This is a genomic window from Serratia sp. TSA_105.2, assembly GCF_052692115.1.
In genome coordinates this window covers 1,187,199-1,201,618 of record NZ_JBQZFT010000001.1, presented here as the reverse complement: position 1 = coordinate 1,201,618, position 14,420 = coordinate 1,187,199, and the positions used below count along the sequence as shown (strand labels likewise).

The following is a 14,420-nucleotide window of genomic DNA, read 5'->3' as shown; positions in this document are numbered from 1 at the left end:
GTTACATCACGAAGAAAAAATAGACATCCAGCGCCAGCAGCACCAGCCACAGACAAAGGTACAGCACCAGGTGCTCACGCACGTTGTTGACGATAGCCGCCAGTATTCGGTTTAACATTTCAGCCGCCTGAAGAAAGAGACCTTTGATTATAGTCCTTTTCTCTGCGTCTTTTATAGCGCGCCGCACGTGAGTGCTGGAAGAGTGGCGATAAAAAAGCCTGCGTTATCGCAGGCTTGATGTTACACCGCCAGCAGCGCCAACGGCGTTGAATTCGTTGGTGTGCTTGGCGGGTAGAAATAACGCAGCACGTTATACAGCGAGTAGAACTCCAGCCGGTTGCGCGCGTTGATCTTCTCCGTGATGTGACGCTTGTGCACGTATACCGTATGTGAGCTGATCTGCAGCTTTTTCGCGATGCGGTAGTTGGGCATTTCCGCCATCCAATACTTCATTACCGTCAGTTCCTGCGGGCTGAACAGGGAACGCTCTTCGCCGTCATCGGCCAGCGCCAGCGGATTTTCGCGCAGCGTGCGCAAGGTGAGCGGCAGAATGCTTTTATTGAACAGAAACGCGTTATCGGCGATGCGCATTGGCGTTTCGCTGTAGGGGTAAGGCGTATCGAGATAGATAAACAGCAAAGCAGCCTGGCTGGCTTCCATAAACGCCAGCAGCTGTGCGTCCGCTTCGTTATAGCGGCACTGGTTGCTGAGGTTCACCAGAATGTGGCTCGGCTGAAAGCTGGCCAACAGCGGCGTAGCGTACTCAATGCTGTGGCAGCACTTGATCGTCGTAATCCCACTATCAGCAAAGTAGCTGGCTATACCGACCCGGGTGAAGCAGCATTCGTCCACGACAAGTAGTTTCATGGTGACGTCCTTGTTGAAAGCCGATGGAGCATATCTTCTGTAAAATAGGACTTACACTGCAAGTGTTCAATTCGGAAATTCAAATGCTGAATACAAGAAATTTCCGTTATCAGAATTTTTACTTGGTATTTAAAAGAGTTAGCATGTTAATGAATTGTAACCGTCAAATTTCTCTGCCCAAGGCTCTTCGGCAACCTGGACAGAGAAATCCTTCGCTTAGCTAAATCGTTTCAGACCAAAGCTGGCGACATCGACCGGCGGCGCTTTGTCCTGCGCGAACAGCGCGGCAATCTCACCCAACGCGCTGGCGAACTTGAAGCCGTGGCCGCTCAATCCGCTGATGACCATCAGGCGATCGCACTCCGGCAGGGTATCGATAATAAAGTCTTCGTCGGGGCTCATGTCATAACTGCAGGCTTCGCCGTGTAAACATACGCCTACACCCGGCAAAAACTGCCGCAGGAAGGTGAAGACTTCGGTGCCGTCGCTGGCGTAGCTGCCGAAGGGCTTGCGCTGCTCGGGGGCATCCATCGGCTGGCCACCGTCGTGCTTGCCCACTTTCAGGCCGTCGTTGTCCGCCGGGAAGCCGTAGTAGTGCGTGCCGTCCTGCGCTTCGACGGTAAAGGCCGGGAAGCGGTTGTTCACACTGTAGCGGCCGTCCGCCTGATGCCAGGAGAATACCTTGCGCAATGGCGCGATCGGCAGCTGCGGCAACAGCGCTTTCACCCAGGTGCCTGCGGTGACCACGGCTTTTCGCGCGGTGAAACGCCCTTCGCCGGTGACGACTGCAACGCCGTCATCGATAGGTTCCACCGCGCTGACCGGGCAGTTGAACAGCTGGCTGCAGCCGGCCTCTTTCGCCAGCTTGATCAGGCTGGCAACCGCCAGCTCGGAGCGCAGGAAGCCGGCGTCCGGCTCGAAAACGCCGACGTAACCTTCCGGCGCACGGAATTCCGGCCAGCGTTGAGCGATTTGTTCGGCGTTGAGGGTTTGCGCGTTCAGGCGAAATTTCTGCGCGCTCTGCTGAGCATTGCGAATGAATTCGGAGTGCTGCGGCCCCAAATTGAGCACGCCGCACGACTGGAACAGTTCCTCGCCGGATTGCTGAATCAGCGCATTCCACAACGCCTGTGCGCGCAGCACCAGCGGCACGTACTTTTCACCTTCGCCGTAAGCGTGACGGATGATGCGGGTGTCGCCGTGATGGCTGCCGTTGCGGTGTGGGGGAATGGCGCTGTCGATCATCAGCACTTTCAAGCCGGCTCGGGTAGCGTAATACCCTGCCGCCGCGCCGACTGAACCGCTGCCCACCACAATCAAATCATATTCCACGTGCCCACCCTCTCTGATAGCGATTTCTTATCGCCCCATGATAAAAGGTTGCCGAGCGCAATGCACTGATTGAACGGCGAAAGGCAAAGAAAAAGGCGCCGGGAATGGGCCGCGGCGCCTTAGGGGGTAGGGGACGATGAATCAATGTTTTCTGCGATCAAGATCCTGGTAATCCGTAGCTTCAATCTTGGCGATGCCGGCCTCTAAGATATTGATTAATTGACGGGCGACATCTGTGGTCAGCCAAAGCGTTCTGTCTACTTGGGCTTCTTCAGGCGTTTGGTCTAGTGAAGACAGGTAATGAAGGCGTATCATCATGGCGTCGTAAACGTCGACAGTACTGATATCCCAACCGACAAGCGGGTGCGTCTGAATTACTTCATCATTTCTGTCCATAAAGACCCCTTATTGAGTAGTAACTACCGTGAGTGACTAACGAGGATCAATGCGGCTCATCATCATGAGAGCAATTACAGTATACGCATCCGCTTTCATCGGTGGAGGGGGTTGTCACCGAAATTTGCAAAATAAATATTTATTTGAACAATTATTCTACAAATTTGTATGTGCAGCGGTGGATGAGTAATGCGCAGCGCGTTATTCCACGTCGGCAGGTGGCGATGCGCCATGCAGACATTTTTCCAGCTCTTCGGCCAAATGGGCGAAATGCTTTTGCGTTTCGGCGTCGCGATTCTGGCTATGTGATTCCAGCTTCAGGCTGTGGATCAGCCTTTGGTTGGCTTTATCATCCAGGCTGAAGGCCAGATAAGAGAAAGCCACTTCCAATACGTTCAAGCGCCTTTTCTGATCGGCTATCAGCGCCAGCAGTTCGCCAAACGTCATTGCGTCTTCGGATTTCACCTTGTCCGGGGCCATGTTTACTCCTTTGCGTTAAATACAGCGCTGAGGCGCATTTTGTTCCAGAGTAAGGGTAAGCGATGAATGGGCAGGGCGCCAGAAACAAAAAAGCCGGAGAGCGACCCCCGGCAAAAACAGCATTGCAGTGTTATTCTGCGCTGAACCACTCGTCCGCGCTTTCCCAGGTTTCCTGAAGGATTTCCTCGATCAGATCCCGGTCGGTTTTGGCGCCCCCCAGCACGGAGAGGCCGTTGGCGCCGGCATAACGTACTTGCACGACGGCGTCTGGAAACTGGCGATTGACCCGCTTGCCCAGTTCGCCGGTCAGCGCCTCAATGGCGCCCGCCGGCAGCGGCCGGGTTTTATCTATAGTGACTTCAACACGCATAATTGCCCCCGAAGCGATTTACTGTTTATTTATACAGTTAACCGAGCGCGGGGGCAAGAGGGCGAAACAAAAATATCAGTCTTTCAGCGACCAATTCAGGGTTTCACCGGCCAGGAAGGGGATCACGGATTCATTGCCCAGGGCGATCTCTTCCGGCTGGGTGGTCGGCATGCGCTGCAGCTCGATGAAGTCTTCGTTGACCGGCAGGCCGTAGAAGCGCGGGCCATTGAGCGAGCAGAAGGCTTCAAAGTGCTCCAACGCGCCGAGTTGTTCGAACACGGCAGCGTAAGCCGGGATGGCATTAGGCGCGTTGAAGCAGCCGGCGCAGCCACAGCTGGACTCTTTGCGGTGCTTGAGGTGCGGCGCGGAGTCGGTACCGAGGAAGAAACGATCCGAGCCGCTGGCGACTGCCTGACGCAGCGCTTCCTGGTGGACATTGCGCTTGAGGATCGGCAGGCAGAACAGGTGTGGGCGAATGCCGCCCACCAGCATGTGGTTGCGGTTGAACATCAGGTGCTGTGGCGTGATGGTGGCGCCGAGGAAACGATTGCCTGCCTGCACATATTGCGCCGCTTCTTTGGTGGTGATGTGCTCGAAAACGATCTTCAGCTCTGGGAACTGGCGGCGGATAGGTTCCATGACCTGTTCGATAAAGCGCGCCTCTCGGTCGAAAATATCGACGGCAGGATCGGTCACTTCGCCGTGGATCAGCAGCGGCATGCCGATTTTTTGCATCTGTTCGAACAGCGGGTAAATGCCGGTCACGTCGCTGACGCCGTGGCTGGAGTTGGTCGTAGCGTTGGCCGGATACAGCTTGGCGGCGGTAAACACCCCTTGCTCGAAGCCGTTGACCAGTTCACTGGCCGCCAAGGAGTTGGTCAGGTAGCAGGTCATCAGCGGAGTGAAGTTGTGGCCCTGCGGGACCGCCGCCAGAATGCGATCGCGGTAGGCGCGCGCGGCGGCCACGGTCGTTACGGGGGGAACCAGGTTCGGCATCACGATCGCCCGGCCAAATACCTGGCTGGTATAGGGCACCACCGTTTTCAGCATCTCGTCGTCACGCAGGTGGATATGCCAGTCGTCTGGGCGGCGGATTTTCAGAACTTGAGGTTGTGCGGTCATCTAGCTAGGCTCCGGCGGTCAAATACGTCTAATGAAAAGCGAATAATGGGTTTATTCACGCCGGGGTGTAAGGATAAGCGGAAAGTGCCTGAGATGCATCTGTTTGTTGGCGACAAGTTGAAATCAATAGGGCGGCGGGCGCATAGTGGCAGAGATTTCAACGATGCCGACGCCAATACCGTCGACCTTCATCAAGTGGAAAGGGAGAAAACAATGGAAGTACGCGTTATCGCCACCCTGCAAGCGAAAGCGGGATTTGAAGCCGCCGTCAGCGAAGCGGTGCACGACATTATCGAGCCGAGCCGCCAGGAGTTGGGCAACCTGCAGTATGATTTGCATCGCGATCTGGAAAAGCCGGGCGTCTTCGTGTTCTTTGAGCGTTGGGCCAGCAGCGAAGCGTTGGATAAGCATAATGAGACGGCGCATTTTCAGCAGTTCGTCAGCCGGCTTGACGGCAAGTTGGATGTTTTGGACATCAAAAAACTGAAGAAGATCGCCTGAGCATTTTACAGGCAAGAAAAAACCCGCCGATGGCGGGTTTTTTTAGGGTTGCAGATTAACTTATTCGTTAACCGGCTGCGGTTTGGTGGCCGGCGCGGTGGCCTGGCTCACCGCCGAGTGACCGCCGGCTGAACCTTTGCCTTCAAAGTTGAAGGAAGGGCGCTGCCAGTCGCTGTGCTTGCGTTCTTCCGGCTCGTAGGCCGGCGCAGGCGCTTTGGTCATCGGCGCAGTGGCGATGTGTTTGTACAGCACGTCCTGTACGGCTTTCACCGGCGTGGGCTGTTGAACAACCGCAGGTGCAGGCTCGGCAGCAGTTGGCTCCGGAGCTTTTTCCACCGGAGCGGCTTCCACGGCGGCTGGCGCAGGTGCGGCTTCTATCACTGGCGTTTCTTCCGCTGGCGTGGCTTCTACCGGCGCAGTTTCGACCACAGGCTCTTCTTCCACCAGCTTGGCTTCAACCACAGGCTCTGCCGCAACGATTTCAGCTACCGGCTCGGCTTCCACTGCCGGAGCAGTCTCTTCCGCTTTCGGTTCTTCAACTGCGGCAGGTGCCGGTGCGTCTGCCACCGGCGCCGGGGTTTCCTCGGCCGGGGTAGCAACGACAGGCGCTACGGCAGCAGCTTCTTCCGATACGGTAACGGCAGCAGTTTCAACGGCGGCTTCTGGTGCCGACTCGTTGACGCTGGCCGCAGCCGGAGTTTCTTCCACGGTACCGCTGTGCTGTTCAACCGCTGCGGCGACAACCGGTGCCGCTGTCTGTTCTACTTCTACGAGTTCGGCCTGCACTTCGGCTTCTTCAACCTGAGCAACCGGGTAGCTTACCCAGACTTTGCCCGACGCCATTTCCGGCGAAGCGAACGCGCCCGCCAGCGGCATTGGGGACTGCAGCGGGTAACGCTCGTCGCGATAACGACGGCGGCGCTGGCCGCTTACGCGCAGGTGACGCGGTGAACGACGGGAACGACGCGGCATACCTTCGCCGTTGCCGCGGTTTTCGCCCTGGGCATCGTCTTCCGGCTGAGCGGCAACGGTTTCCGGCAGCAGCTTGACGCTGTCGTCGGCGGTCGGCTGCGCGTGTGCGGCTTTCGCTACCGGCGCTTTCGGCGCCAACAGCTCTTCCGCTGCACGCTGCAGCTCTTCTTCCGCAGACAGGATACGCACTTTCTGCGACAGAGGGCGGCGCTGACGGCGCTGCATGTTCTGCTGCTGGCGTTCTTCCTGCTCTTCGTCGGTGCTCTCGACCGCTTCAACGCTTTCCAGCGCTTTAACTTCCTGCTGAGCCTGGCGCTTCTCTTCCTGACGACGACGCTGGCGTTCAGCACGTTGCTCACGGCGTTGCTGCTGATCTTCGCGCGGCGCTTTAGCGCTTTCTTCTGAAGCGGTTTCCTCCGCTACCGGCGCGTTCTGCTGCTGGTTGCGGCGGTTACGGCGCTGCTCATCGCGGGACTCACGCGATTCACGGCCTTCACGGTTCTCACGCGGTTCACGGTTGTCGCGCTCGCGATTGTCACGGCCTTCACCGCGCTCTTTACGCTCGCCGCGTTCCGGACGATCGCCACGGTCGCTACGCTCACCGCGCTCTTTACGGCCGGTGCCTTGACGGCGCTGACCGCGACGATCCTGACGACGGTTTTCACCGTTGCTTTCCGCCTTCGGCGCTTCGGCTGGTTTGGCTTCTTCGACGGCAGGTTGCTCTTCACCGGCGAACAGGTTTTTCAGACCCCCGAACAGGCGGCCCAGGAAGCCCGGCTTGGCGGCGACCGGTGCTGCGGCTTGAGCCTTGGCGGCGGCAGCGGCAGGCTTGGTCACGGCGACGGGTTCTTCAGCCGGCGGCGGCGCATCGGCGGACAGGGAGAAGGAAGCCAGGGCCGGTTGCTCCGGACGCTTGCGCTCCATCGGCGCGTCTTCCAGCGGGCGCTCCATGTCTTCTTCGTGCAGCTTCGGCAGCAGGTAGCTGAGGGTAGAGGTTTCCTCGCCCTTGCGCACGCGCAGTACCGAGTAGTGCGGGGTTTGCATTTCATCGTTCGGCACGATGACGGCTTTCACGCCACCCTGACGTTTTTCGATCGCGCTGACGGATTCGCGCTTTTCGTTCAGCAGGTACGAAGCGACCTGAACCGGCACGATAGCGTGAACTTCTTTGGTGTTTTCCTTCAGCGCTTCTTCTTCGATCAGGCGCAGGATGGACAGCGCCAGCGATTCGTTGTCGCGGATGGTGCCGGTGCCGTTACAGCGTGGGCACACGTGGTGGCTGGACTCGCCCAGCGACGGGCTGAGGCGCTGACGGGACATTTCCAGCAGGCCGAAACGGGAAATGCGGCCGATCTGGATGCGCGCGCGGTCCTGGCGCACGGCGTCGCGCAGGCGGTTTTCCACTTCGCGCTGGTGGCGAACCGGCGTCATGTCGATGAAGTCGATGACGATCAGGCCGCCAAGGTCACGCAGGCGCAGCTGGCGAGCGATCTCGTCCGCCGCTTCCAGGTTGGTGTTGAACGCCGTCTCTTCGATGTCGCCGCCGCGGGTTGCGCGGGCGGAGTTGATGTCGATGGCGGTCAGCGCTTCGGTGCTGTCGATGACGATCGAGCCGCCGGACGGCAGGCGCACTTCGCGCTGGAAGGCGGATTCGATCTGCGATTCGATCTGGTAGTGGCTGAACAGAGGGATTTCACCGCTGTACAGTTTGATTTTGCTGCTGAAATCAGGGCGGCCCAGCGCAGCGATGTGCTCTTTGGCCAGATCGAGAATTTTCGGATTGTCGATCAGGATTTCGCCGATGTCCGGGCGCAGGTAATCGCGGAAGGCGCGCACGATAACGTTGCTTTCCTGGTGGATCAGGAACGGCGCAGAGCGGCCTTCGGCGGCTTTTTTAATCGCTTCCCAGTGCTTCAGGCGGAAGGAGAGATCCCACTGCAGCGCGTCGGCGGATTTGCCTACGCCCGCGGTGCGAACGATTAGGCCCATGCCGTCCGGCAGTTGCAACGAGGAGAGCGCTTCTTTCAGCTCGGTGCGATCGTCGCCCTCGATGCGGCGAGAAATACCGCCTGCACGCGGGTTGTTCGGCATCAGCACCAGATAGCTGCCCGCGAGACTGATGAAGGTGGTCAAGGCGGCGCCTTTGTTGCCACGTTCTTCTTTGTCTACCTGAACGATGACTTCCTGGCCTTCGCGCAGCACATCTTTGATGTTTGGGCGGCCATGGGAAGAGTAATTGCTAGGGAAGTATTCGCGGGCGATTTCTTTAAGGGGGAGGAAACCATGTCGTTCTGCGCCGTAGTCCACGAACGCTGCTTCAAGACTTGGTTCAATGCGGGTGATTTTGCCTTTGTAAATATTCGCTTTTTTCTGCTCATGACCCGGACTTTCGATATCCAAATCATACAGCCGCTGTCCATCTACAAGGGCAACACGCAACTCTTCCTGCTGAGTTGCGTTAATCAACATTCTTTTCATCTTAACTTACTCGTTATTTTTACATTATCGACAAAGCTGCGGGCAAAATAACCTCATGGCCGGAGTTAAACCGAAAGCCCCGTGTCTTCTCGCAAAGCCGTCAACCTCACGGTTGTCGCCTGCATAGGGGCGCATTATCTCGGTAAGCCTGCTTTTCTTTGTGAAAGACAGCACTTTTACTAGGGGAATAGCCTCTGATTTACGTCGACAGATCTGATTCCATTTGCCGGCCAAGCTGCAACCCGCAGCCCGCTAATTGTTTGATTTCGCATTACGTCTTACGCCATTGCTGCGTTTTTGCGCGATCAGACAAATTTTATAATTCCACCGTTTTCCCTGTTTAACGAGAATCAACGCGGAAAGTAACTGCATTATTCCACTGCTGATGCCGTTATAGCAAGGTGACTTTTCCTTAACTGCGGAAGAAATCGCAAACGTTCAAATCGGCTTGCTGCCTTATTGTCCGCTGGGGTTTCGCCCGCCGTCAGAGAGACAGTTAAGCACAGAAAAAGATGTGGCGCTATTCACGCGCTCTATTTAGAATCCCGCACCATGAAAACGAACAATCCAGCAGTACAATTCATCACGATTTCCGACGACGAAGCCGGTCAGAGAATCGACAACTTTCTGCTCGCTCGCCTGAAAGGCGTGCCGAAGAGCATGATTTACCGCATCGTGCGCAAAGGCGAGGTGCGGGTCAATAAAGGACGCATCAAGGCCGAATACAAATTGGCGGCCGGCGACGTGGTACGCGTGCCGCCGGTGCGCGTGGCCGAGCGCGAAGAGACACCGGTGTCGGCCAAGCTGGATAAGGTAGCCGCATTGGCAGACTGCATCCTTTATGAAGACGACCACCTCCTGATCCTCAACAAGCCTTCCGGCACCGCGGTGCATGGCGGCAGCGGCCTGAGCTTCGGCGTGATCGAAGGGCTGCGCGCGCTGCGCCCGGAAGCCCGTTTCCTCGAGCTGGTGCACCGTCTGGATCGCGATACCTCCGGCGTGCTGTTGGTGGCCAAGAAGCGTTCCGCGCTGCGCTCGCTGCATGAACAGCTGCGGCTGAAAGGCATGCAGAAGGATTATCTGGCGCTGGTGCGCGGCCAGTGGCAGTCCCACTGCAAGGCCGTACAGGCGCCGCTGCTGAAAAACATTCTGCAAAGCGGCGAACGCATCGTGCGCGTCAGCAGCGAAGGCAAGCCTTCCGAAACCCGCTTCAAGGTGGAAGAGCGTTACGAATTCGCCACCCTGGTGAAGGCCAGCCCGATCACCGGGCGCACTCACCAGATCCGCGTGCACACTCTGCATGCCGGGCACCCGATCGCCTTTGACGATCGCTATGGCGACCGCGAGTTCGATCGCCAACTCGCGGGTACCGGCCTGAAGCGGCTGTTCCTGCACGCCGCGGCGCTGCGCTTCGAGCATCCGTCCACTGGCGAAACGATGCGCATCGAAGCGCCGATGGACGAAGAGCTGCGCCACTGCTTGCAGGTGCTGCGCCGGCAGGCGGCCAACTAATCCGCGTCAGACCAGCGGGTTGATGCCTTCAGCCCGTAACATCTCCAACAGTGCGATCAACGGCAGGCCGATCAGGGCGTTCGGGTCCCGGCCTTCCAGCCTGTCGAACAGCGCGATCCCCAATCCCTCGCTCTTGAAACTGCCCGCGCAGTTCAGCGGCTGCTCCAGACGAACATAGGCGGCGATCTCCGCTTCGCTCAGCGCGCGAAAATGCACGTGGAACGGCTCGCACAGGGCCTGCAACTGCTTGCTGCGCCCGTTGTACAGCGCCAGGCCGGTATAGAAAGTCACGGCCTGGCCGCTGGCCTGGCGCAGCTGCGCCCGGGCGTTTTCCTCGGTATGGGGCTTGCCGGTGATGTTGCCATCGATCACGCAAACCTGATCGGAGCCGATGATCAGATGTTCGGGATAGGCGAGGGCCAGCGCCTGAGCCTTCGCCGCCGCCAGACGCAGTACCAGCGCTTCGGCGGTTTCGCCCGGCAGTGGGGTTTCATCCACCTCGGGTGCGGCGCAGTCGAAGGGCAGCTGTAGCTTCTCCAGCAGCATTTTTCGATAGGGGGAGGTGGAGGCTAAAAGCAATCTCTGCATAATTTTTTTCGCAAACCGTAGCGTAAATGGGTACGGCATTTTAAACTGTCGGCCGCTGTGGAAGCGAATATTGGTGAAAGGAGCCGTTTTACGGCCTTTTTCTTTGACTCTATGTCGTTACAAAGTTAATATGCGCGCCCTATGCAAAAGGTAAAATTACCCTTGACCATTGATGCGGTACGTACCGCTCAGAAACGCCTGGACTATGCTGGTGTCTATGCGCCTGAGCAGGTTACTCGTGTTGCCGACTCCGTGGTCAGTGTGGACAGTGATGTCGAGGTGTCGTTGTCGTTCAATATCGACAATCAGCGCCTCGCGGTGATAACAGGGCATGCGGACGTCACGGTAACGTTGATGTGCCAACGCTGTGGAGTCCCGTTCGAACATCAGGTTCACACAACATATTGTTTTAGCCCGGTCGTCAATGATGAGCAGGCTGAGGCATTACCGGAAGCGTACGAACCGATCGAAGTTGACGAGTTTGGCGAAGTCGATCTGTTGGCAATGATTGAAGACGAAATTATTCTTTCACTGCCTGTCGTTCCGGTACATGAATCTGAACACTGTGAAGTGTCCGAAGCGGACATGGTATTCGGCCAACTGCCTCCCGAGGCGGAGAAACCGAATCCGTTTGCCGTATTAGCCAGTTTAAAGCGTAAGTAATTGAGGAGTAAGGTCCATGGCCGTACAACAGAATAAACCAACCCGTTCCAAGCGTGGCATGCGTCGTTCTCACGATGCTCTGACCACGACTACTCTGTCTGTAGACAAAGTATCCGGTGAAACTCACCGTCGTCACCACATCACTGCCGACGGTTTCTACCGCGGTCGCAAGGTTATCGGCTAAGTAGCGATACCTTGACTCGTCTAACCCTGGCGTTAGATGCAATGGGCGGGGACTTCGGTCCCTGCGTCACAGTGCCTGCTTCGTTGCAGGCACTGGCCTCTAATTTACAGCTTCATCTCCTGCTGGTCGGCAATCCCGACGTCATCTCCCCTTTGCTTGCCCATGCCGATCCGGTTCTTCTGGAGCGTCTGCAAGTCGTGCCCGCCGAATCTGTGATCGCCGGCGACGCCAAACCTTCACAAGCGATACGCGCCAGCCGCGGCACGTCGATGCGCATTGCGCTCGAGCAGCTCAGCAGCGGAAACGCGCAGGGCTGCGTCAGCGCCGGCAATACCGGCGCGTTGATGGGATTGGCGAAGCTGTTGGTCAAGCCGCTGGAGGGCATCGAACGCCCGGCGCTGATGACGGCGATCCCGAATCAGCAACGCAGTAAAACCGTGGTGCTGGATCTGGGCGCCAACGTCGAGTGCGACAGCACCATGCTGGTGCAGTTTGCCGTGATGGGTGCGGTGATGGCGGAAGAGGTGATCGGCATTGCGCAACCGCGGGTGGCGCTGCTGAATATTGGCGAAGAAGAGACCAAAGGCCTGGATAATATCCGCGAAGCGGCTGCTGTGCTAAAAAATACTCCGGCAATCAACTATATTGGTTACCTGGAAGGAAACGAACTGCTCACCGGCAAGACCGATGTGTTGGTTTGCGATGGCTTCGTGGGCAACGTCACCCTGAAAACCATGGAAGGGGTGGTCAGGGTGTTCTTATCGCTGCTGAAATCGTCCGGCGACGGAAACAAGCAAGCGTGGTGGCTGAAATTGTTGGGCCGTTGGTTGCAAAAACGGGTGGTTAAGCGTTTCGGCCACCTGAACCCCGACCAGTATAATGGCGCATGTCTGTTAGGATTGCGCAGCACCGTAGTCAAGAGCCACGGCGCTGCGAACCCTCACGCGTTTGCAGTCGCAATCGAACAGGCTGTGCAGGCGGTGCAGCGGCAAGTCCCGGAAAGGATTGCTGCGCGCCTTGAGGCTGTATTACCTAAGAGTGACTGATCGTACATGTATACAAAGATTCTCGGTACGGGGAGTTATTTGCCCGTACAAGTGCGCACCAATGCTGATTTGGAAAAAATGGTGGATACCTCTGACGAGTGGATCGTCACGCGTACCGGTATCCGCGAACGTCGCATCGCCGCTGCGGATGAAACCGTTGCGACGATGAGCTTCCAGGCCGCTGAGAAAGCGCTGGAAATGGCAGGTGTGGCTAAAGAAGACATTGGGCTGATCGTCGTGGCGACCACCACGACCACTCACGCGTTCCCGAGCGCGGCGTGCCTGGTGCAGCAAATGCTGGGCATCAAAGACTGCGCGGCGTTCGATCTGGCTGCGGCCTGCGCCGGCTTCACTTACGCGCTCAGCGTGGCCGATCAGTACGTGAAAAACGGCGCGGTCAAACATGCGCTGGTTATCGGCGCGGACGTCTTGTCGCGCACACTGGATCCTGAAGATCGCGGCACCATCATTCTGTTTGGCGATGGCGCAGGGGCGGTGGTGCTGGGGGCATCTGAAGCGCCGGGCATCCTGTCTACCCATCTGCATGCCGACGGCAGCTACGGTAATCTGCTGACGCTGCCGTACAAGGATCGTCAGAATCAAGACAAGCCGGCCTATGTCACCATGGCGGGCAACGAAGTCTTCAAGGTTGCGGTTACCGAGCTGGCGCGCATCGTCGACGAGACGTTGCAGGCCAACAACATGGACCGCAGCGAGCTGGATTGGCTGGTACCGCACCAGGCCAACCTGCGCATCATCAGCGCAACGGCGAAAAAACTGGGCATGGGAATGGACAAAGTGGTGGTGACGCTCGATCGTCACGGCAACACCTCTGCCGCCTCGGTGCCTTCCGCACTGGACGAAGCCGTGCGCGACGGGCGAATTCAGCGTGGCCAACTGGTGCTGCTGGAGGCCTTCGGCGGCGGCTTTACCTGGGGCTCGGCGCTGGTTCGTTTCTGATTTGGACAGGAAGAAAAAATGACGCAATTTGCTTTTGTTTTCCCGGGCCAGGGGTCGCAGACCGTTGGCATGCTGGCCGAGTTGGCCGCACAGTTCCCGATCGTCGAAGAAACCTTCGGCGAAGCTTCTTCCGCCCTGGGTTACGACCTGTGGCAGCTGGTGCAGCAAGGCCCGGCGGAAGAGCTGAACAAAACCTGGCAGACCCAACCGGCTCTGCTGGCCGCCTCGGTGGCGATTTTTCGCGTTTGGCAGCAGCAGGGCGGTAAAGCGCCTGCGCTGATGGCGGGCCACAGCCTGGGCGAATACTCGGCGCTGGTCTGCGCCGGCGTGCTGGACTTCAAGGCGGCGATCCGTCTGGTCGAGCTGCGTGGCAAGCTGATGCAGGAAGCGGTGCCGGAAGGCACCGGCGCGATGTACGCCATCATCGGTCTGGACAACGACGCGATCGCCAAAGCGTGTGAAGAGTCTGCGCAAGGGCAGGTGGTTTCTCCGGTCAACTTCAACTCGCCGGGCCAGGTGGTCATCGCCGGCAACAAAGAAGCGGTTGAGCGCGCAGGCGCCGCCTGCAAAGCCGCCGGCGCCAAACGTGCGCTGCCGCTGCCGGTGAGCGTGCCTTCGCACTGCGCGCTGATGAAACCGGCCGCCGACAAGCTGGCCGTGGCGCTGCAGGACATTACCTTCAACGCGCCGCAGGTGCCGGTGGTGAACAACGTCGACGTGCGTACCGAAAACGATCCAGAAGCGATCCGCAGCGCGCTGGTGCGTCAGCTGTACAGCCCGGTACGTTGGACCGAGAGCGTAGAATTTATCGCAGCACAGGGAGTGACGTCGCTGCTGGAAGTGGGGCCGGGCAAAGTGCTGACCGGCCTGACTAAACGTATTGTTGACACCCTGACGGCTGCGGCGGTGAACGACACCGCCAGCCTGTCGGCGGCGCTTGAACAATAAA

General features: G+C 58.1%; 16 protein-coding genes. 7 read left to right on the top strand and 9 right to left on the bottom strand.

The annotated features are described in order from the left end of the window. Position 1: 1 nt before the first annotated feature. From ACUTSC_RS05650 to pyrC, 7 genes are all read right to left on the bottom strand, one after another. Positions 2–118 carry a DUF2770 family protein gene (locus ACUTSC_RS05650; protein WP_004927822.1) on the bottom strand — a complete coding sequence of 39 codons (117 nt, stop codon included), beginning with the start codon at positions 116–118 and terminating at the stop codon, positions 2–4. A gap of 122 nt (positions 119–240) precedes the next feature. Then, positions 241–867: a LuxR C-terminal-related transcriptional regulator gene (locus ACUTSC_RS05645; RefSeq protein WP_445653167.1), complete on the bottom strand. Its 627-nt coding sequence runs from the start codon at positions 865–867 to the stop codon at positions 241–243. Between the two features lie 216 nt (positions 868–1,083). Next, positions 1,084–2,199 carry an N-methyl-L-tryptophan oxidase gene (solA, locus tag ACUTSC_RS05640; RefSeq protein ID WP_197768674.1) on the bottom strand — a complete coding sequence of 372 codons (1,116 nt, stop codon included), beginning with the start codon at positions 2,197–2,199 and terminating at the stop codon, positions 1,084–1,086. Positions 2,200–2,340: 141 nt separating this feature from the next. Beyond that, on the bottom strand, positions 2,341–2,595 hold the full coding sequence (bssS, locus tag ACUTSC_RS05635; protein ID WP_004927812.1) for a biofilm formation regulator BssS: 255 nt from the start codon (positions 2,593–2,595) through the stop codon (positions 2,341–2,343). 201 nt (positions 2,596–2,796) lie between these two features. Further along, positions 2,797–3,075: a hypothetical protein gene (locus tag ACUTSC_RS05630; RefSeq protein ID WP_445653166.1), complete on the bottom strand. Its 279-nt coding sequence runs from the start codon at positions 3,073–3,075 to the stop codon at positions 2,797–2,799. Positions 3,076–3,205: 130 nt separating this feature from the next. Next, complete coding sequence (gene dinI, locus ACUTSC_RS05625) at positions 3,206–3,445, bottom strand: DNA damage-inducible protein I (RefSeq protein ID WP_038875499.1); 240 nt, start codon at positions 3,443–3,445, stop codon at positions 3,206–3,208. A gap of 75 nt (positions 3,446–3,520) precedes the next feature. Continuing rightward, a complete protein-coding gene (pyrC, locus tag ACUTSC_RS05620; RefSeq protein ID WP_443003155.1) occupies positions 3,521–4,567 on the bottom strand; it encodes a dihydroorotase in 1,047 nt (348 codons plus the stop codon). Positions 4,568–4,780: 213 nt separating this feature from the next. Between pyrC and ACUTSC_RS05615 the strand changes: the two genes are divergently transcribed. Continuing rightward, positions 4,781–5,068 carry a putative quinol monooxygenase gene (locus tag ACUTSC_RS05615; protein ID WP_015377446.1) on the top strand — a complete coding sequence of 96 codons (288 nt, stop codon included), beginning with the start codon at positions 4,781–4,783 and terminating at the stop codon, positions 5,066–5,068. A 60-nt stretch (positions 5,069–5,128) separates the two neighbouring features. Here the strand turns inward: ACUTSC_RS05615 and rne are convergent, their stop codons facing one another. Further along, positions 5,129–8,518, bottom strand: coding sequence for a ribonuclease E (gene rne / locus ACUTSC_RS05610; RefSeq protein WP_197768676.1), 3,390 nt, complete (start codon positions 8,516–8,518; stop codon positions 5,129–5,131). A 552-nt stretch (positions 8,519–9,070) separates the two neighbouring features. On the opposite strand from rne, the gene rluC reads away from it, so the two are divergent. Then, positions 9,071–10,030, top strand: a complete 960-nt coding sequence (gene rluC / locus ACUTSC_RS05605) for a 23S rRNA pseudouridine(955/2504/2580) synthase RluC (protein WP_197768677.1) — start codon at positions 9,071–9,073, stop codon at positions 10,028–10,030. A gap of 6 nt (positions 10,031–10,036) precedes the next feature. Here rluC and ACUTSC_RS05600 read toward each other — a convergent pair whose 3' ends face one another. After that, a complete protein-coding gene (locus tag ACUTSC_RS05600) occupies positions 10,037–10,618 on the bottom strand; it encodes a Maf family nucleotide pyrophosphatase (protein WP_197768678.1) in 582 nt (193 codons plus the stop codon). Between the two features lie 141 nt (positions 10,619–10,759). Here ACUTSC_RS05600 and yceD point away from each other — a divergent pair, with 141 nt between their 5' ends. The 5 genes from yceD to fabD are packed head-to-tail and all read left to right on the top strand — an operon-like array spanning position 10,760 to position 14,419. Beyond that, positions 10,760–11,281 (top strand): 23S rRNA accumulation protein YceD, encoded by a 522-nt coding sequence (yceD, locus tag ACUTSC_RS05595; RefSeq protein ID WP_004927780.1) that lies wholly within the window; start codon positions 10,760–10,762, stop codon positions 11,279–11,281. A gap of 16 nt (positions 11,282–11,297) precedes the next feature. Beyond that, a complete protein-coding gene (gene rpmF / locus ACUTSC_RS05590; protein ID WP_004927778.1) occupies positions 11,298–11,465 on the top strand; it encodes a 50S ribosomal protein L32 in 168 nt (55 codons plus the stop codon). A gap of 11 nt (positions 11,466–11,476) precedes the next feature. After that, a complete protein-coding gene (gene plsX, locus ACUTSC_RS05585; protein ID WP_071845251.1) occupies positions 11,477–12,511 on the top strand; it encodes a phosphate acyltransferase PlsX in 1,035 nt (344 codons plus the stop codon). 6 nt (positions 12,512–12,517) lie between these two features. Beyond that, complete coding sequence (locus tag ACUTSC_RS05580) at positions 12,518–13,471, top strand: beta-ketoacyl-ACP synthase III (RefSeq protein ID WP_025302411.1); 954 nt, start codon at positions 12,518–12,520, stop codon at positions 13,469–13,471. A gap of 18 nt (positions 13,472–13,489) precedes the next feature. Continuing rightward, positions 13,490–14,419: an ACP S-malonyltransferase gene (fabD, locus tag ACUTSC_RS05575; protein ID WP_015377451.1), complete on the top strand. Its 930-nt coding sequence runs from the start codon at positions 13,490–13,492 to the stop codon at positions 14,417–14,419. The last annotated feature ends 1 nt before the right edge of the window (position 14,420 follow it).